This is a genomic window from Gabonia massiliensis, assembly GCF_001403595.1.
Classification (GTDB): Bacteria; Bacteroidota; Bacteroidia; order Bacteroidales; family Coprobacteraceae; genus Coprobacter; species Coprobacter secundus.
This window is the reverse complement of sequence record NZ_LN877938.1, coordinates 16668-37457: the sequence shown is the minus strand read 5'-3', so window position 1 is coordinate 37457 and position 20790 is coordinate 16668. Positions and strand designations below refer to the sequence as shown.

The window sequence follows — 20790 nt, the reverse complement described above, 5'->3', positions numbered from 1 at the left end:
AAGCCAGATTTACAAAAAAAACATTAAAAATTGGGGACAATTTAATGCATATTTTGTTCTATCCATTCAAATCTGTATTTTTGTTAAAAAACAATATAAAAAACATATGGAACTTAACGCAGGAAATATTTTATTTTTAGGCTCTATATTGCTATTTATCAGTGTAGTGGCTGGTAAAGCAGGTTATCGGTTCGGTGTACCCGCATTGCTTTTATTTTTAGGCGTTGGAATGCTATTTGGCAGTGATGGATTGGGTATCCAGTTTCATAATCCGAAAGAAGCTCAATTTATAGGTGTTATGGCTCTTAGTATCATCCTCTTCTCAGGGGGAATGGATACTAAATATCGAGAAATAAAACCCATATTGGGCCCTGGTATAGTTTTGGCCACGGTAGGAGTTTTGTTGACTACTATTATCACAGGCTTATTCATTTATTACATTACAGGTTTATTGACTACAGTAGTTTCACTTAGCTTAGCAGAATCAATGCTTTTAGCTGCAGTCATGTCGTCTACAGACTCCGCTTCAGTATTTTCGATACTTCGGTCCAAGGGGCTCGGTTTAAAGGAAAAACTTCGTCCAGTTCTAGAATTAGAAAGCGGAAGTAACGACCCGATGGCTTACATGTTGACATTATTACTAATTCAAATTATTCAAGTGGGAGAATTTGATGTTTGGAATTCAGGATTGATGTTATTTATGCAATTGAGTATTGGTGCTATATCAGGTTATATCTTGGGGCGGATTACAGTCTGGTTCATGAATCGAATCAATATTGATAATCAGTCTTTGTATTCGGTATTATTATTGGCTTTTGTCTTTTTTATATTTTCTATTACCGATATTTTAAAAGGAAACGGATATTTGGCCGTTTATATAGCCGGACTTGTAGTAGGGAATCATAAAATTGTGCATAAACGCAGTGTGAGTACTTTTTTTGATGGATTTACTTGGTTATTTCAAATCGTGATGTTTTTAACTCTTGGCCTATTAGTAAATCCATCGGAGTTACTACCGGTAGCTGTTATAGGTTTGCTGATTGGCTTTTTTATGATATTCATGTCAAGACCATTGTCTGTTATTATATGTGTTTTACCGTTCCGGCGTTTTAGTAAAAATGCTCGTCGTTATATTTCTTGGGTAGGTTTGCGAGGTGCTGTTCCAATTATTTTTGCTACATACCCTCTAATAGCAGGTATAGAAAATGCACGATTTATTTTTAATATAGTATTTTTTATCACTATAGTGTCTTTAATTATTCAGGGAACTACTGTTGGACCTATGGCAAAATGGCTCGGTCTTGCCGAGAATGGTGAGTTGAAAAAAGACTTTGATGTTTCCCTACCGGATGAAATAAAATCAGCGATGTCTGAAATTACTGTAAGTGAAAATGTTCTGATGAATGGTAACAAGTTGATGGATTTGACTTTGCCCGATAACACATTAGTTGTAATGGTGAAAAGAGCAGAGCATTTTTTTGTTCCAAAAGGACATACAAAATTGAATATTGGAGATAAATTACTAGTGATAAGTGATAATGATGAAGAGTTGAGGCATGCGTATGAAAGTTTAGGCATTAAAAACTATTCAATGGAGAAAAACAGTTAGCTAAAATTTTAAGTAGAAATCTTGTAATAAAGATATAAATTCGGGACTATATGTACCGGGTATTGATTCTATATTTAATTCATCTGATTTGTATTCTACCAGTTCCCTTCCCCACTCTGTGATAATTCTTTTTATCGGGCGTTTTGCATGGCCTTTTACCCGAGTTATGCGGATAGGATAAAATTGATAGAATAATGCTATTGAAAAGATATAATTCTCTAATTCATATGGGAAAATAATTGCTATTTTACCTTTGGGTTTCAGTAAATTTGTTGATTTAGAAAATAAAGTTTCATAATTCAGAGATATAGTGTGACGGGCATTATTTCTACTTGTAGAAGGTGAAAGAAGAGAATCTTTGAAAAAAGGCGGATTAGAAACAATGTAATCATATTGGGTTGTAGTATTTTGGGCAAACAGATTGAAATCATTGAAGTACAAATTGATTCTGTTCTTCCAAGGCGTCAAAGCCACGTTTTCTTGTGCTTGTTTATAGGCATTTTGGTCTATTTCAACTCCGTCTACCAATGCTTCAGTTCGTTGTGCTGCCATAATAGAAATGAGGCCGGTTCCACATCCAATATCCAATATCATACCTTTTTGTGGAAATGAGCACCAAGCCCCTAAAAGAGCCCCGTCAGTTCCGACTTTCATGGCGCAATTATCTTGGTAAATCGTAAATTGTTTGAATTTAAAATATGAATTACTCATTTATTCGATATTTATGTTTATAAGTTAAAAACGGTTGTTTCTAATCTTTTTATATCCTAATAAAATTTTGAATAAGTTCTAATTCGAATGCAAATAAACAAAAAAATAATAATAATTTCATGGTAAGGCTTTGAATGATTAACTTTGGCACGCTCATTGCAATATTGAAACGCATTATGTTTTATAATGAGAGATGATTGTATTTAGGATAATAACCTGACAAAATGACAAGTAAATATATGAAGAATTTCTTTAATGACAATAACCCGTTGGAAGATACGGAAGAGAATGCTACTATTATGCCAATTTTTACAGAAATAGAGGGAAACCCTGATATGGAATGTTCTGGAGTGGCTAAAACAGATTTGCCAATTTTGCCATTGCGTAATATGGTTATGTATCCGGGCGTTGCACTTCCAGTATCTGTAGGCCGGCCAAAATCTTTGCAGCTGGTAAAAGAGGCATATGAAAAGAAACGTTTGATTGGAGTTACATGCCAGAAAGAAATGTCTATAGATAATCCTGAGTATGAGGATTTATATGATATCGGAACCGTTGCTGAAATTGTAAAAATTTTGGAAATGCCCGACTCCAGTTCTACAGTAATATTACAAGGGAAAAAACGTTTTCATCTTGATAATTTGACAACTTTAAATCCATATTTGAAAGGCAATATAACTCTATTAGAAGATGAATTGCCTGTAGAAAATGATAAAGAATTTGAAGCTCTCATATCAGCAATAAAAGAGTTAACATTTAAAATCCTAAAAACACTGGGCGAGCCTACTCGAGAATTAAGCTTTGCATTACGAAATATAGATAATTCCTATTATTTGATTAACTTCTTGTGTTCAAATATTCCTATTGTAGCTCAACAAAAGCAGGAATTATTAAATATCGGTTCTCTAAAACAAAGAGCTTTTTCATTATATGCTTCGCTGAGTAAAGAAGCCCAATTGATACAAATAAAGGCTGATATTCAATCAAAAACTCGTGAAGATATTAACCAGCAACAAAGGGAACATTTTTTACAACAGCAAATAAAGACTATACAGGATGAGTTAGGCGGGAGTGTCCAAGAGCAAGATATCTTGGAACTTAGAGAGAAGGCTGCAAATAAAAAGTGGGACGAAAAGGTTGGTGCAGTTTTTGAGAAAGAGGTTAAGAAATTGGAACGCCTTCATCCTCAGTCTCCAGACTTTTCTGTCCAATATAATTATTTGGAGACTTTTGTAGATTTGCCGTGGGGAGAATATACTAAAGATAATTTTAATCTCAAACATGCTCAGAAACAATTGGATAAAGATCATTATGGTTTAGAAAAAGTCAAGGAGCGTATTATAGAGCACCTGGCTGTTTTAAAATTGAGGGGTGATCTCAAATCTCCAATCATCTGCCTGTATGGGCCTCCAGGAGTAGGAAAAACATCTTTGGGGAAATCCATTGCAGAAGCTTTGAAAAGGAAATATATCCGTATTTCTTTAGGAGGTCTCCATGATGAAGCAGAAATTAGAGGGCATCGACGAACTTATATTGGAGCTATGCCAGGACGTATTATTCAAGGTCTTTTAAAAGCTGGTTCTTCAAATCCGGTTTTTGTATTGGATGAGATTGATAAGATAGGGAATGACTTTAAAGGAGATCCAGCTTCAGCCCTATTGGAAGTTCTTGATCCAGAACAAAATAATGCATTCCATGATAATTATTTGGACGTTGATTATGATTTGTCTAAGATATTATTTATAGCAACAGCAAACAATTTGAATACCGTATCTCAACCATTGCTTGACCGCATGGAGTTGATAGATGTAAGTGGGTATATACAAGAAGAAAAAGTTGAGATTGCCCGCCGGCATCTGGTACCAAAACAGCTAGAAAACCATGGATTGGATAAGGATGATATCGATATTCCCAAAAAGACATTAGATGCTATTGTCGAGTCATATACTAGAGAATCGGGAGTTCGGGAGTTGGATAAGAAAATAGCTAAAATTATGCGTAAAATAGCGCGTAAGAAAGCTTCTGAAGAAGAATATTCACATGTATTGACTGTCGCAGATTTACATGATTATTTGGGTGTTGCTGAATATAATAGAGATAAATATGAAGGAAATGAATATGCAGGGGTTGTCACAGGATTAGCATGGACAGCCGTTGGAGGTGAAATATTGTTCGTTGAGTCAAGTCTAAGCAAAAGTAAGGGTGAAAAACTTACTTTGACTGGAAATTTAGGTGATGTGATGAAGGAATCTGCTGTTATTGCAATGCAGTTTGTAAAATCCCATGCTTATATGTTGAATATTAACGACGAATTATTTGATAAATGGAGTGTACATATTCATGTTCCAGAAGGTGCAATTCCCAAAGATGGTCCGTCGGCAGGTATTACGATGGTAACTTCTATTGCATCTTCATTTACTCAGCGCAAAGTTCGTCCTAATCTGGCTATGACCGGAGAGATAACTTTGAGAGGGCGTGTACTTCCTGTAGGTGGCATAAAGGAAAAAATCCTTGCAGCAAAGAGAGCCAATATTAAGGACATTATATTATCGATAGAAAATAAAAAGGACATAGAAGAGATAAGAGAATCTTATCTCAAGGGGCTTACATTCCACTATGTTCGAGATATCAAAGAGGTTCTCGATTTTGCATTATTGGATGAGCAAGTAAAACATCCAATAAAACTTGATTGAAGCATGCAATAAAATACTGAGAAATCGGAGTCGAGCATATTTTTTTCGATTCCGATTTTTTTAGAGCCTATTTAAAATTTTCCAATAAGAAAATACTATCCGGTCATTTTTGTGTTTTCTTTCGGACTTTTCCCATTCTCACTCATCAGATAGTCTGCTATTCTCCTTGTAAAAACAGAAAAACATCCTCAAAAGAAATTCATAAATCTGAGCTGAGCAAAATTTACGATGTACAAATGTACGACAGGTCCTTCTATTTTGGATAAAAAAATCAGTTATAAACAAATTTTATAATTGAATAACGATTTCTGCCGAACAAAGAAGTAGAAGTTTATGTTTTACATATGCTACTACTCAAATAAATAGCCCGGGACCTGAGTGACAAGAAAATTCTTAAGCTTGGGGATTCCGGGCTATTTGGTTAATAACTCTTTTCATTGCATAATCGTTAAATTTTACTCTAATAATTTAGTATATTTGCATCTTGAAACACAAAATGAAAGAATGAGCGAAAATACTTTAATAGATAAACTTGAGGGCTTGACTCTTCGTTTTAAAGAAGTTGGTACACTCATTACAGATCCTGCTGTTATTGCAGATATGAAAAGGTTTGTAAAGTTGACGAAAGAGTATCGTGATCTTGAAAAAATCGTGAAAGCCCAAGATGAATATAAAACTTTACTTAGTCATATAGAAGAAGCTCGAATGATTCTTGAATCGGAAGAGGATGCCGATTTGAAAGAAATGGCAAAAGAAGAATTGGATAATTGCCAATCAAAACTACCAGCTTTAGAGGAAAAAATAAAATTATTATTGGTTCCTGCTGATCCTCAAGACGGGAAAAATGCCATTGTAGAAATTCGAGGAGGCACAGGAGGCGATGAAGCTGCCATTTTTGCAGGAGATCTTTTTAGAATGTACTGTAAATATTGTGAAACAAAAGGCTGGAAGGTCGAAGTTACAAGTTTTAGTGACGGAACGATAGGTGGTTATAAAGAGATTATTTTTACTATCAGTGGAGACAGTGTGTATGGTACAATGAAGTATGAATCGGGAGTACATCGGGTACAGAGAGTCCCAGTGACGGAAACTCAGGGACGAGTCCATACGTCTGCAGCATCTGTTGCTGTACTTCCCGAAGCAGAAGAGTTTGATGTAGAAATTAACGAAAAAGATATACGTACTGATATATTTTGTGCTTCTGGTCACGGAGGTCAATCCGTAAATACCACTTATTCTGCCATTCGTTTAGTACACATACCTACCGGCATAACGGTCCAATGCCAAGACGAAAAATCTCAGATAAAAAATAAAGCAAAAGCTATGGTCGAATTGCGCTCTCGCATATATAATATGGAGTACCAAAAATATTTGGATGAGATAGCCAGTAAACGAAAGACTATGGTGTCTACGGGTGACCGTTCGGCAAAAATCCGTACTTATAATTACCCACAAGGCCGTATTACTGATCATAGAATCAATTATACTATATATAATCTTTCAGCTTTTATGGATGGAGACATCCAAGATTGTATAGACCATTTGATTGTGGCAGAAAACGCCGAACGTTTAAAAGAAAGTGAATTATAAAATATCATATATGAACAGAAAAGAACTTTTTGAAAATATTAAGCGGAAAAAATCGTTCCTATGCGTTGGGCTTGATGTTGATGTTAAGAAAATTCCGCAACATTTATTGAAAGAGAAAGACCCTATTTTTGCTTTTAATAAACAGATTATAGATGCAACGGCAGATTTATGTGTTGCTTATAAACCTAATTTGGCTTTTTATGAAAGCCTTGGAATCGATGGATGGAAAGCTTTTGAAAAAACAGTAAAATATATAAAGGAGAACTACTCTGACCAATTTATTATTGCGGATGCAAAACGTGGAGACATTGGAAATACTTCAGAAATGTATGCTCGGAGTTTTTTTGAACATTTAGATATTGATTCGGTTACAGTTGCTCCGTATATGGGAGAAGATAGTGTCAAACCATTTTTGTTATACACGAATAAATGGGTTATTGTTTTAGGGCTTACATCTAATAAAGGTTCTCATGATTTTCAGTTTACAACAGATTCCAATGGAGAACGTTTGTTTGAAAAAGTGCTTCGAGTATCGAAAGAATGGGCTTCCGAAGATCAGATGATGTTCGTCGTAGGAGCTACTCAAGGAAAATTATTTGAAGATGTTCGTCGTATTGTTCCAAACCACTTTTTATTGGTTCCAGGAGTCGGAGCCCAAGGCGGAAGCCTACGAGAAGTTGTAGAGTATGGAATCAATAATCAGTGCGGCTTATTGGTAAATTCATCTCGTCAAATCATATATGCTGGACAAGATGAAAATTTCGCTGCATTATCTCGAGAACAAGCACTTAAAGTACAGGAAGAGATGAAATCTTTACTGGAAATGAAGAGTTTGATTTAAAAAAAAGAATGTATCATTTACCGATTAAAGAATACTAAATATCAATTTATTTCTAATATATTTTTTATTTTTGCAGGTAAATGAAAAGAATCACTTTCTAAATTTATTATAATATGCAAACACTAGACAATTTTAATTTTGCTGGAAAAAAGGCATTTGTACGTGTTGATTTTAACGTACCATTAGATGAAAATCTAAAAATAACAGACGATACCCGCATGCGTGCAGCATTACCTACATTGAAAAAAATTATTGCTGATGGAGGTAGTGTTATTATTGGTTCTCATCTGGGACGTCCCAAAAAAGGTCCAGAAGATAAATTTTCTTTAAAACATATAGTTGCTCATTTGTCTGAGTTATTGGGTCAACCTGTAAAATTTGTAGCTGATTCTGTAGGTCCAGAAGTTAAAGCTGCTGTTGCCGATTTAAAACCCGGAGAAGTGCTAGTTCTTGAGAATCTCCGTTTCTATGCAGAGGAAGAAGGTAAGCCTCGTGGTTTGGCAGAGGATGCTACTGACGAAGAGAAAGCCACAGCAAAGAAAGCTGTTAAAGCTAGTCAGAAAGAGTTTACTAAAGAATTAGCTAGTTTAGCTGACGTTTATGTAAATGACGCATTTGGTACAGCTCATCGTGCTCACGCTTCTACAGCATTGATTGCCGATTATTTCACTCCTGATAAAAAAATGTTTGGTTACCTGATGGAGAAAGAGGTTAAAGCTGTAGAAAAAGTTATGAAAGATATTAACCGTCCATTTACTGCCATAATGGGAGGTTCTAAGGTATCTTCTAAAATTGAAATTATCGAAAATTTATTGAATAAAGTTGATAATTTGATTATTACAGGTGGTATGACCTATACTTTTACAAAAGCAATGGGTGGGAAAATCGGAAATTCGATTTGTGAAGATGATAAGCTTGATTTAGCAAAAGAGTTAATGGCTAAAGCAAAAGAAAAAAATGTAAATTTGGTTTTGGCTGTTGATGCAAAAATTGCAGATTCTTTTAGTAATGAAGCTAACACTAAATATGCTCCTGTCAACGAAATTCCTGATGGATGGGAAGGTCTTGATATTGGGCCTAAATCTGAAGAATTATTTGCTGATGTAATAAAGAAATCAAAAACAATTCTTTGGAATGGACCTACAGGAGTATTTGAGTTTGACAATTTCTCTCATGGTTCTCGCGCTGTAGGAGAAGCCATTGTTGAAGCAACGAAGAATGGAGCTTTCTCTCTTGTAGGAGGTGGTGATTCTGTAGCTTGCGTAAACAAATTTGGATTAGCAAGTGGCGTATCTTATGTATCAACTGGTGGAGGTGCTTTACTTGAGGCTATTGAAGGAAAAGAACTTCCAGGAATTAAAGCTATCCAAGGATAAATATTTTGTATAAGGATAATAAAAGGCGATATCCTATCCGAGGATATCGCCTTTTTATTGCAAAGTTTTTTTTATTTTCATTGATTTCGTGGCGATAGATTTATTAATCGTCTGAAATGGCTATTGATAACTTTTCCCATGTTCATCCGAGTACTATCAATCTTTTGAATATATGCCGGTGATACCATATTTTTATATTTGGCTCTCGTTATTTTAAATTTCACTTTGTCCAAATTTCCATAAATATCTACACCAGCTTTAAATGGTAATGGCGATTTCAAAATAGATACATGATAGTTAAAGGTCATATCCAGTTTCTGCTCTCCTCCCACAGCTGCTCTATAACGATCTATCTCTACGAGGAATGGATATACCTTGACATTACCATCTTCTACTGTAATGTTGACAGAAATGCTGTCAAACATATTTTCTTTTTTATTTTTGAACATCAATATTTTAGCCAATTTGGTAAATGTCTCTCCATCGAGTAAGACAAGACTGTCTCCTTTTATATATATAGCAGAACGTAAAGTAGGAATTTTTATATTCATTAAAGAGTCGAGACGTGCTTCCGCTGCAATATTGAAATCAACAAGCCCTTTGAAGGAACGTAGCATAGGGACAATAGTATCTAATTCGGGAATAAAATCTACTAATTTTCCAATATTTATTTTGTTTATATTGAAATCGAAGCCTGTATATGCAACATAAGGGTCAGATGCTTTATAAATCATAGATGTTTTCATTTGTGCATCAAGAGCTTCCATACTAAGATTCTCTAAATTGACAATTTGATCTTTCAATCTAACAATTCCATTTATATTTTTGAATATCATTTTATTGTAAGTGACCTTATCGACATTTGTTGTCAATTCGAGATCTAAATTTTTGGGTATTACGAAAAGATGCATCTCCCCTCCTTCGTTTGCAATAGAATCACTGACATTCATATTATCATCTTCACTGATTTCTGAAATAGAAGACATTGCTGCAATTAATTGATTACAATCAATACGTTTGGATGAGATATTAAGTTTCCCAGAGAGAAGTTCGTTCTTTGTCATAAAGCGACCTAAGTTATGGACAGAACCGGTAGCAACGATATTAGAGCGTCCAATTCTTATTTTTGCTTGTTGTAAAGAAATAGTTCGTCTTTCAAAATTTACACTGGTTTCTTTCATTCGAATAGGTAATCCAAAGTCTTTAGATATAAAATGTAATCGGTTAAAACCGATAGTTCCTTGTGGAATCCAAAGGGAATCCCGGATTTGGAATGTTGTTATATTGAATCCAGCCAAATCCATGGCCATTTTTGCATCATTTGTCTTAAAGAAAAGAGAATCGGTTCTAAGCTTGATTGTAAATATTGGCTTCTTGATATTCTTCTTCGAAGGCCTTGATTGAATGTCAGCTTCTGTTCTTCCACTGTACAATTTAATACTATCTCCTATTGATGCTCTTAATTTTTGCATCTTTACATGAAGATTCAATGGGATAATCCTTGTAGTGTCCGGTAGGCCTTCAGGAGACGCAGCAGAAATAGATAGACTATCTATTGTCGAATTTGCAATTTTACTTTTGAGGATTACAGAAGAAATACTTGCTTTTGCAGATAAAGCTTTATCGCCACTAAAATTCAATGATGCATCCCCTGTAAAATCAAAATTCTTGTTAATATCTTTTATAATTACATTTTTTATGCCAACGTCACCTTTAACATATAAACGCCCAATATCTTGTGCTTTTATAGAAGACAGTTTGCCCTTAAAATCAAGATTAGCTGTCAGTATTCCACCTAGAGTCACACCGGGTTGAAGAGGAAATGTCTGGGCTAGTGCATTAAAATCTACTGTCGATTTGGTATGAAATGTAATATAGGGATCATCTAATAAGTTTTCGACTTTTCCATCAGCCAAAATATCCGTATGGGCTCCTAAAAATTTAAAAATCTTCAAATTAGCATAAGATGGAGTATTTCGCATTATATCTATAAAAACATCCAAGTCGGCGCTTAACTTATCTATACCATAAGGCATTCCTTTATATTGGGCTGAGGCGTCTTTTATATTGAGTTTCATAGAAACAGTTGGCAGTTTTTTATCTCCATATTCTCCTTTTATTTTTCCAGACATTTCTACCTGGCCTTCTGCTGTTATCTTATTATCTTTTATCACCGATTTAGGAATCATTTTCAGAACATTTTCAACGGAAGGGGCTTGTAACCCATAGTCCATATCCATTATTAGCACTTTATGGGTTGTGTCTCTTTTTAGTTCTCCATTGGCAGTAAGCTGTAATCCGTTTAAATTGATTTTTGCATTATCTATCGTAAATGTTTTTGTTTTTTTATTAGCTGCCAAATCAGTATCTAATCCTATGGCTAAATGGTTTATCAATAACTCACCTTTCTGCCAAAATAGTAAATTTTTACAATTACTACTTAGTTTCAACTCTGAGATTTCTGGAGTTAATGACATTTTCATTTTAAGATTCAAACTGTCTATATGGGTATAAATATCCGTATTTCTATCATCAAAATAGAAATTAGCTTGCCTGAATATAATTTTCTTTATATCTATATCGCTGTTAAATGAAGATGCTGTCGTGTCAATAGCGGATGCAGTCGTATCTGTAGAGATAATATCCCAGTTAGCTTGTCCTTCTTTAGATATGTAAGCATATACCGAAGCTTTATCGAAAAGAATATATTTAATAGAGATTTTATTATTATAAATGTACTGTAATGGTTTTATAGAAATAGCACACTTTGAAAATGTCAATAAAGAATCTTGCTTTCTCGTTATACTATCATTAAAAACGTTGGAGATAAGAGAACCATTTTCTATTCGTAGTTCAAAATCAGGAAATGATGAAAAAAATGTTAGGTTTACGCTCGACATATTCATTCGAGCATTTAGATTTTCATTGGCAATTTTCAATACCAGCGGCGTCAATTTGGTCGGAGTAAAGATAAAATTGATTACAATAGCAATTATTATAAATATTATACATAAAAACGAAACAACAGAAATAATTGTTATTTTCAGATTCTTTTTTATACGTGTATTCATATTCATAAAATTTATAACCCATACAAAGGTACAAACCTATATACGTTTTTATAATTGAAAATAGAAATAATTGTGATTCGATTATATTCTTATACCTTATTCAATCTAACAAATTTAGATTAACTGGAAACGCAATATTTGATCGTCTTCTATTCTTTTCTTCAATTCTTTTAAATAGTTTTCCATCATTTTTTGTTCCTCTGAATTGTCTTTGAATAAATCTATTGACATTTTAGCCCATATTTCAGCCTGTGTATAGTTGTCCTTCAATTCATTATATAATGCAAGATTTGCGGCAGCCATAGCCTTAAAGTAATTTTTTTTACTGGTTTCGTACATATATTCCCACAAATACGATGCATAGTCATAGTTTCCACTTTTCCAATAACGATCTGCATCCTTCATAATAGGAGATGAAGTGTTAAAGTAAAAACGCTTGACATTTTTATTACTTGGTAATAATTGTTGTACAACTTTGTTTCCTATATATTCGGCAGCCTCTTTTAAGCATTCATCTATGTCCGGAATAAATTGATGTAAGTCTTCTTTATTGGTACTGTATGAATCCCATTTGATGGAGTCTGTAAATGCGATTGTTTTGGATTGGATGTCATTTCCCAAATATATATCAAAAACTGCTTTAATTTTTATCCTAAAAGTAGAAGTATAATATTCAGATGACGACCCATATATAAAATCAATTAATGTAGGTTCTATTGAAAATGATTTTAAAAAGAGTATTGACGATGTTGAAGTACTATCTTTTATCCCTTGTATAATTTTATCATTTAGAACCTCCGCATCTATTTCACCGTATGATTCGATACGTGAGAAATACTGAGTTTCATTTAAGGTATTTATAATACTACGTTCTATGGTAGCTCCTAAATTCTTTCTTGTCTTTATTGATAACTTTTGTAATTTTTCGTATCCATTAATATAAGTCCCGCTAAACTCTTTTTCAGACATTTTTCTCGATACAGTCGTTATAGAACGAGCATAGACAGGAAATGTGATTTTTGCAGGTTGTATGATGTCGAAAGACAAACTTTCAATTGTAGTACATGATGTTAACATTAGCCCCAAAAGACACAATATATTCAATAATAATTTCATACGATTGCCAATATTAGTTACATATACAAACTTACAAATTTATTTTTCTTTTTACCTGCCAAGTTAAAAAATATCGCTTACTATTCACAAAAAATAGTAAGCGATATTTTTATTTATCGATGTATTTAATTCTAATAATTCCATTGACAAGCAATCATACGAAGATTGTTATCTCCGATTGTCCTCAAATCTGTTATCTGATTGTACCGACAATTAATGTATACTAAGTTTGGACAGAAAGATACATCCAATAAATTTAATTGATTCTGATTGCAGAGAACTCTCTGTAATAAGGTTCGGTTACTCAAATCAAGATTTGTCAAGTCATTATAAGAACAATCAACAAATGTAAGTTTATCTGTTCCACTAAGATCAAGAGAAGTCAGATTGTTATATGAACAAACTAAGTCCATCAATGCGTCACAATTCAATACGCCAAGAGTTGTCATATTGTTATCACTGCAGAATAAGGATAATAACGAAGGTAATTTGGATATAATCATCGTTTTTATGTTATTATTATCCATATTTAAATTTTGTAAGTTGACAGTCCCCCAGAGATTGAGATTGGTCAGTTTATTATAACCGCAGTATAAATTTTTTAGATTTTCACAACTATCCACTTTCAATACCTCCAAGTGACATCCTTGTACATTAAGAGTTTGTAATGTCGGTGCAGCAGAAACATTTAGTTCGACAAAAAGATTGTTTGAACAATTTAAATTTTTGATAGAAGTAGGTGCAGAAAGGTCTAAGTTTGTCAATCGATTTTTGTAGCAATCTAACTTGACCAAAGCAGAGCAGCCAGTAAGATCCAAATTAGAAATGACGTTACGGCTTATATTCAGTGTATTCAAGGAAGAACAACCTGTCACATTGATTGCTGATATTTTGTTTCGGGAACAATCTAATTTTTGTAGTGCTGTAAAGCCTTTTACGTTTAATTCTCCAGCCAGGTCTTTATCTTTCCAATTGATTTCTTGTACTTGTCCGTTATTCCAGACTACTCCTTTCCAGGTCATAGGTGAATTTATGCTGGAAATTTCGAGCCTATCAGCATTTGTGTCACCTCTGGCCGATTTTTGTTGTAAAAAACTTTGCAGATTCCTAACTTCCATTTTATTCGGTTTCTGCGCAAATAGAACTACGCTTCCCAATAAAAGCATTCCCATTGTAAACAATACTCGTTTCATAACTTTTTAAATTTAATGTCCTTCTTTACTGATAGTTATTAACAATCACGTTGACTAACTTCACACAGATTAGAACAATAAGACTGAAAAAAAGTTCTATATTAAAAAAGAGTATTGTGAATTTTAACTACTGTATGGCTTTAATGCCATTATTCAAAATAAGAATCAGGTGTTTTCTATATAAAGCTCCAATTGCTTTTTTGAAATTTTTTTTACTACAAGAAAAGTAATTATAGATAGTTTCTGCCGGAGATTTGTCAGATAAAGGCAAATAATTGTCATTATCTTTAAGCACGTCGAGGATTTGTTGAGATAAAGCATCTATTTTTTCGTAACCAAAGGGTTGTAGAGATACATCTATTTTTTCATCATTTCTTATCTGCTTTATATATCCTTTGAGTTTGTCTCCTTTTTCGATATTTGTAAAAATTTCGTTGTGGTACACCATTCCCCAATGCAGGTTATTGATAATCACTTTATAGCCTAAGTCTGTCCTTTGTACTACTAATATATCGACTTCTTGGTTAGGGACATAGTTTATAGGAACATTATCAAGATATTTATCAAGTTTGGCCGACGCTGCAATGCGTTGCGATTCGCTGTCGACATATAGGTACACTATGTAACTATATCCTTCCTTCATTGTCATTTTTTGTTCGCGAAAAGGGACAAGGATATCTTTCATCAACCCCCAATCGAGAAATGCCCCTACTCGATTGGTCGATTTTACTTGTAAATAAGCAAATTCCCCGACTTGGGCATACGGATGTTCTGTAGTAGCAATAATTCTATCTTCAGAATCAAGATAAACAAATACATCGATTTTATCTCCTAGCCGACAGTTATGAGAAACATAACGAGATGGGAGCAATATTTCCTCATTATTGTCGCCTTTCAAGTATATTCCAAAATCAACTTTCTTTAAGACTTCTAATGTATTATATTTACCAATTTGTACCATAGTTATACTCAATTTTCATTTTGTAAAGATACAATTTTCATTTCGTTATTATGAGATATAATAAAAAAGTATCAATAAAAATAATTGAAATTTTACCAACACGTTTCATCACAATATCGATTATGTTTTATCTTTTTGTTGAATATAGAATCTTCCCTCTTTTTTCAATTATCCATTGATTTTCTGTAAACCTGATATTGTATGTATCATCGTCTTCCATGTTCCATGCATATTTTCCATTGGGAAGAATTCTTCTGCTCAATATGGGATGCTCTTCTTGATCAGGTAAGAATATCTCCGCTTTCAAAGAATCTATTGAGAAAATGATAAAAGCCGATGTCGTAGCTCGTGGATCATTTACAGGATTTACTCTAATTCCATCTTCAAAAACCCGGATACATTCATTTCGTATTTCAGACCATGTATATCCGGCTGCAGTATTACACCCATGACTGTCATTGGATACGCCAATGATTTTATCCTGAAAATGCGATAGCTTTAAAATTATATCTTTGCTTTTATTTGAAAGTACTAAGACACTGTCCTGTATCGAATAGTTGTCGATATCTTCAAGCGCTTTAATAAAGGTATCTTCAAAAAGTATTTCAGGACAAAACATTTGCGTACGTCCTGTGGGTACAATATCTATTTTATTTTTTCCTTTGAAAGTATAAGTCCCAAAATATCGATTACAACTACCAGAACCGTAAATAGTTCCTGTATCAGTCAATAGAATTGTTGCTGGAGAAGAGGGTAACTTTAGTGTATCATTATTGGAAATAAATATTGTTACTTCCCATTTTCCTGTAATAGAGGGTGTTTGCACTGATTTGCAACTGGGAAATAATATGGTGAATAAAATAAAAAGACTAATAAATTGTTTCATAATATCTATTTAATAAGTTGTTCTATAATATTACGGTATTCTTTTTTCCCTTTTTCTATATTGATAGCTACTGATGGTGTATTTATTCCATATACTGCCATTGGAGTACACCATTTCATTCCTGAATGATTTGCTAACATTTCATATGGCCGGAGTAACTCGTCCAACGTAAACTTATTTCTGCCACCAGAACGATATGCTTCATATTCCGACGCTGTTGTTGTTATAATTTGCAAAGGCTTATCCTTTACTATATTTGTTTTTGAAATAGGTGTAAAAACGTCATCTATCCATTTTTTTAGTTCTGATGGTGCACTAGCCCAATATAGAGGAAATTGAAATATGACAGCTTTAGAATCGCTTATCATATTTATTTGCATTTCTACATCATAAGGATTATCGTATAAATTGATAATTCCAACATAGGGGTATTCTTTTATGGTTTCAATGAGAGCTTTATTAGCCTGAGAATCCTGAATATTCGGATGAGCTAACAGGATTATAACTTTAAACTTTTCCATTGTATATTTATTTTGTAAATTCAAAGATAGTTATTGTTGGGTGAAAAAAATTTAAAAAAGCGTATATATTTTATTCCACTCGGCTTCTGATAAAAAATCCGGTAAATTTTTAATAGAATGCTTTAATAATAAAGGTTTATTTTCCTTACAGAAAAACCACTCTTTAATGTTTTGAGCAATATTTTTTTTATTATTTACTTGAGATATTAATATTTGTTGCAAAGTGTAGTCTGATATATTGAATTTATTTTGTTTTATACTCCTTGCTATATTACATAGTCGATTGACAGAATCAACGGAAAGGAATGTCTGAGATAACGCTTCTTCGTATATGTGAAGATCAATATCTTCATAAAAAATATTTTTTCGTTTTATTTGTGACAACTTTGAAGCTATATCATAAAATGTATATCCGTTTTCGTGAGAAAGTATATGTATTTTATTTTTAGAAGTCTTATTATTTAAAATATGAAAAATAACTTCTGAGACATCAACTGAAGAAATAAAATTTATTTTTCCATTTCCTCCAGGATAATATATTTTTTCATTTTCATAAGGATTGCCTATAAAAAACGGAAGTTGTTCCATTAGTATATTTATACGAAGTATAGTATAAGGTATTCCAGATTGATATATATACAACTCTGTTTCGTGACATTCATGAGCTATAGTGTCAGACGAATCTTCGGCTAATACAGAACTGATATATATCAAATGATTTATTTCATTTCCTTTGGCTGCACTAATTAAAGCTTTGAACAAAGCTCGATAATCATATAAAATATTGGAGGTATTAAGTATCAGAGTGTCTATATCTTTTAGCGCCTTGTCTAAGAAAGGATGGTCATTTAGTCTACCTGTGACATATTCGGTTTTATCATATTTTTCTATATGGAAATTTTTTTCAGGTGGTACTATTACCCTTATTTTTTCCCATTGTTCACTTGATTGTAGTCTGGATAAAATAGTTTTACCTAAATAATCGGAAACATCTGTTAATAATATCATACAAATTTTTATTATAAAAACAGATGTCTTATACGATTTGTTTAAGAATTATATAAAAAATTATGTTTACCCAAAAATGAGATTCGCCCAATTTTCATTTGAAAAAATAATTATTTCTAATAATCTTTTATCATTTTAAGTACCCCATCACAAAATGTATAAAGGTCTTTCAATTAATTATAGAAAAAATATGTTTTGCGACTGAGATTTATTATTTCACATCAGACATTAATTTTTCAAAAAAATCATCCAATTCTTTGTCTATTTTACTGAAAAAATCGTCTTCGAGGAAAATGTTATCCTTATCTATTGTAATAAGTTCACAAATCTGTTCATATTCTTCATCGATTAATATGACAGAAAAAGGCCCAACAAAATTGACTGTATCGAACTCTTTTTTCATAATATCACTATTAAGAACATCTTTCAGAGTCGAAATTACAACTTCATTGAAGTCGACCGATTCACTTTTCAAAGGTTCCCAAGCATCTATTGTCGTTTGCAATAACAACCTTTCCATATCGTCATATATAGACAAAGAAAGATCATCATACTTGAAACAAACATACATATCTGACAATGAATATGAATTATCGGCATTTGCTTTTTTTATTGCAGAAATGAATGCTTCAATTATATCGTCATAGAGCTCCTTTTTATCAGCTTCCATAATATATTTCTCCTTTTATGAGTCAAAGATAGAAAAAAAATGATAATTATAGAAAAATGTTACTTTTCTTTTAATATCACCTTCGAATTTTTTATGTGTACTTTTTTTCAAAAAAAATAGCAATTTGTTTTGAGAAAAAAAACTATTCATTACATTTGCAACATCAAAACAAAATAATGTTGATGTTGAGATGAAGAATTTTAATTACGCATATTATTTCTTTTTTTACTTTTACTTTAGCAGGAAGTGAAACGGGATTTTATGCATACAAAAAATAAAAACAAATACAATAACAAATATAAAATCCCGTCCTATGACGGGATTTTTTTTTGATAACAATTTAAGATAAAAGCTGATGTTAACCTATACTTATTTTTTTGTTTTTTATTTTTATTACTTTATGAAAATCATAAGGTGGGATATAGATAACGTATATGGTAAATGAATAAAAATCATATCCCGCCTTTTTCAAAAAAAGGTGGGATTTTTTAAATACAAAAAATAAATTGTGATGAAAAAAGTTGCGATTCAAGGTATTTCGGGCTGTTATCATGAAATGGCCGCACGACGTTTTTTCAGGGATGAAGATATTGAGATAGACCCATGCCAGACTTTTGATGAGTTATTTACACATATGAGTAAAGACACATCTCTGCTGGGGATTATGGCGATAGAAAATACAATTGCGGGTTCTCTTTTACAAAATCATGAACTACTTAGACAAAGTGAACTTTGTGTCGTTGGTGAGTATAAACTCAGAATTTCGCATGTTTTAGCTGCACTTCCGGGAGAAACAATAGAAAAAATAACGGAAATAAATTCTCACCCAATAGCGTTGATGCAATGTTCAGATTTTCTTCATTCATATCCGTCTATTAAAATAGTAGAAAAAGGAGATACTGCAGGCAGTGCATTGGAGATAGCTCAGCATAAATTGAAAGGACATGCTGCAATTTGTGGTTCATTAGCGGCTGAATTGTATGGATTAGATATATTAGCTGAAGGAATAGAAACGAATAAGCGCAATTTTACCCGTTTTTTGGTTTTGGCTGACAGTTGGAAGAAGGATGAACTTATTGATGAATCAAAAATAAATAAATCATCGTTAGTATTTAGTTTGCCGCATACACAAGGAAGTCTATCAAAAGTACTTACTATCCTTTCTTTTTACGATGTCAATTTGACAAAAATACAATCATTACCAATTATTGGTCGAGAATGGGAATATCGTTTTTATGTTGACGTGACATTCGATAATTATATTCGGTATAGACAAGCTCTTGACGCAATAAAGCCATTAACAAAAGATTTTAAAATTCTTGGAGAATATGCAGAATTCAACCAACCCCTTTAATATTATACCCGCAAATCGGGTAAATAGTATCAGTGAATATTACTTTTCGAAAAAACTCCGCGAAATTGCGGAAATGAATGCTCAAGGAAAGCAGGTTATTAGCCTGGGGATAGGAAGTCCAGATCAACCCCCTCATCCTAAAACAATAGAAACCTTATGTAAAGACAGTTTACGTCCGGATACTCATGGATATCAACCGTATGTTGGAATACCGGAATTAAGAAAAGCTTTTTCTAATTGGTATAACAAGTGGTTTCATGTAGAGTTAGATCCACAGAAAGAAATTCAGCCTTTAATAGGTTCAAAGGAAGGCATATTACATATTTCGTTAGCTTTTCTCAATCCAGGAGATGCTGTTTTGGTACCTAATCCGGGTTATCCGACTTATCATTCGGTGAGTCGTTTGGCAGAGGCTCGTTTGATTGAATACAAGTTGACACCTGAAAACGGATGGATGCCGGATTTTCATGAGTTAGAGAAACAAGATTTATCGGGAGTAAAATTAATGTGGGTTAATTATCCGAATATGCCTACCGGGACTCCGGCAACACAGGGACTTTTTCAAAAATTAGTAGATTTTGGCAAAAAGCATAGAATCATTATTGTTAATGATAATCCATACAGTTTTATCCTTAACAATGAAAGATTAAGTATTCTCAGCATTCCCGGAGCAAAAGATATCTGCATTGAAATGAATTCTATGAGTAAGTCCCACAACATGCCCGGATGGCGTATCGGAATGTTGGCTACTAATGCTCAATTTGTGGAATGGATTCTTAGGGTAAAAAGTAATATAGACTCTGGAATGTTCCGTCCATTACAGACTGCTGCTGTTACTGCTCTGGGAACAGATGAAGAATGGCATCGGGAAATGAATGTAGAGCTTTATCGTAAACGCAGGAAAATCGCAGAAAAAATTGCGAAAGAGCTGGATTGTACTTATGAGTCGTCACAAGTAGGAATGTTTTTATGGGCTCGTATTCCCGAACAAGAAAAAGATGCTGTTACATTGGCCGACAGGGTTCTATATGATGCTCATGTTTTTATAACACCAGGAATAATTTTCGGAAGCCAAGGGGAACGATATATACGTATCTCGCTGTGTGCTAAGGAAGACATGTTGGAGCTGGCTCTTGAACGTATAAGAAGACATATAACACATTCATTATAAAAAATATAAAAAATAGAAA

The 20790-nt window shown here is 33.1% G+C and carries 16 protein-coding genes; 7 read left to right on the top strand and 9 right to left on the bottom strand.

Annotation, left to right across the window (positions count from 1 at the left end):
• The first annotated feature begins 106 nt into the window (after positions 1-106).
• Complete coding sequence (locus tag BN2628_RS02335) at positions 107-1609, top strand: potassium/proton antiporter (protein ID WP_044230567.1); 1503 nt, start codon at positions 107-109, stop codon at positions 1607-1609.
• Here the strand turns inward: BN2628_RS02335 and BN2628_RS02330 are convergent, their stop codons facing one another.
• On the bottom strand, positions 1610-2320 hold the full coding sequence (locus tag BN2628_RS02330) for a tRNA1(Val) (adenine(37)-N6)-methyltransferase (protein WP_044230566.1): 711 nt from the start codon (positions 2318-2320) through the stop codon (positions 1610-1612).
• A 239-nt stretch (positions 2321-2559) separates the two neighbouring features.
• On the opposite strand from BN2628_RS02330, the gene lon reads away from it, so the two are divergent.
• From lon to BN2628_RS02310, 4 genes are all read left to right on the top strand, one after another.
• Positions 2560-5013, top strand: coding sequence for an endopeptidase La (gene lon / locus BN2628_RS02325; RefSeq protein ID WP_087880361.1), 2454 nt, complete (start codon positions 2560-2562; stop codon positions 5011-5013).
• 504 nt (positions 5014-5517) lie between these two features.
• Positions 5518-6603, top strand: coding sequence for a peptide chain release factor 1 (gene prfA / locus BN2628_RS02320; protein WP_044230564.1), 1086 nt, complete (start codon positions 5518-5520; stop codon positions 6601-6603).
• A 10-nt stretch (positions 6604-6613) separates the two neighbouring features.
• Positions 6614-7444 (top strand): orotidine-5'-phosphate decarboxylase, encoded by an 831-nt coding sequence (gene pyrF / locus BN2628_RS02315; protein ID WP_044230602.1) that lies wholly within the window; start codon positions 6614-6616, stop codon positions 7442-7444.
• A 113-nt stretch (positions 7445-7557) separates the two neighbouring features.
• Positions 7558-8820 (top strand): phosphoglycerate kinase, encoded by a 1263-nt coding sequence (locus BN2628_RS02310; protein ID WP_044230563.1) that lies wholly within the window; start codon positions 7558-7560, stop codon positions 8818-8820.
• A gap of 77 nt (positions 8821-8897) precedes the next feature.
• On the opposite strand, the gene BN2628_RS02305 is transcribed toward BN2628_RS02310, so the two are convergent.
• The 8 genes from BN2628_RS02305 to BN2628_RS02270 all read right to left on the bottom strand — a co-directional run bounded on the left by BN2628_RS02305 (position 8898) and on the right by BN2628_RS02270 (position 18246).
• Positions 8898-11891 carry an AsmA family protein gene (locus BN2628_RS02305; protein WP_044230601.1) on the bottom strand — a complete coding sequence of 998 codons (2994 nt, stop codon included), beginning with the start codon at positions 11889-11891 and terminating at the stop codon, positions 8898-8900.
• A gap of 114 nt (positions 11892-12005) precedes the next feature.
• On the bottom strand, positions 12006-13007 hold the full coding sequence (locus BN2628_RS02300; RefSeq protein WP_044230562.1) for a DUF6340 family protein: 1002 nt from the start codon (positions 13005-13007) through the stop codon (positions 12006-12008).
• A gap of 131 nt (positions 13008-13138) precedes the next feature.
• Positions 13139-14200: a leucine-rich repeat domain-containing protein gene (locus tag BN2628_RS02295; RefSeq protein WP_055095918.1), complete on the bottom strand. Its 1062-nt coding sequence runs from the start codon at positions 14198-14200 to the stop codon at positions 13139-13141.
• A 127-nt stretch (positions 14201-14327) separates the two neighbouring features.
• On the bottom strand, positions 14328-15161 hold the full coding sequence (locus BN2628_RS02290) for a CvfB family protein (protein ID WP_055095916.1): 834 nt from the start codon (positions 15159-15161) through the stop codon (positions 14328-14330).
• A 127-nt stretch (positions 15162-15288) separates the two neighbouring features.
• Positions 15289-16047: an META domain-containing protein gene (locus tag BN2628_RS02285; RefSeq protein WP_055095914.1), complete on the bottom strand. Its 759-nt coding sequence runs from the start codon at positions 16045-16047 to the stop codon at positions 15289-15291.
• A gap of 5 nt (positions 16048-16052) precedes the next feature.
• Positions 16053-16568 carry an NAD(P)H-dependent oxidoreductase gene (locus BN2628_RS02280; protein WP_021930327.1) on the bottom strand — a complete coding sequence of 172 codons (516 nt, stop codon included), beginning with the start codon at positions 16566-16568 and terminating at the stop codon, positions 16053-16055.
• Positions 16569-16619: 51 nt separating this feature from the next.
• Positions 16620-17576 carry an NmrA family NAD(P)-binding protein gene (locus BN2628_RS02275; protein WP_021930326.1) on the bottom strand — a complete coding sequence of 319 codons (957 nt, stop codon included), beginning with the start codon at positions 17574-17576 and terminating at the stop codon, positions 16620-16622.
• 211 nt (positions 17577-17787) lie between these two features.
• Positions 17788-18246 carry a hypothetical protein gene (locus BN2628_RS02270; RefSeq protein ID WP_021930325.1) on the bottom strand — a complete coding sequence of 153 codons (459 nt, stop codon included), beginning with the start codon at positions 18244-18246 and terminating at the stop codon, positions 17788-17790.
• Between the two features lie 511 nt (positions 18247-18757).
• Between BN2628_RS02270 and BN2628_RS02265 the strand changes: the two genes are divergently transcribed.
• Complete coding sequence (locus tag BN2628_RS02265; RefSeq protein WP_021930324.1) at positions 18758-19600, top strand: prephenate dehydratase; 843 nt, start codon at positions 18758-18760, stop codon at positions 19598-19600.
• Entirely contained in the window at positions 19575-20771 is a 1197-nt protein-coding gene (locus BN2628_RS02260) for a pyridoxal phosphate-dependent aminotransferase (protein WP_021930323.1), read from the top strand. The genes BN2628_RS02265 and BN2628_RS02260 overlap by 26 nt, the downstream gene beginning before the upstream one ends.
• The last annotated feature ends 19 nt before the right edge of the window (positions 20772-20790 follow it).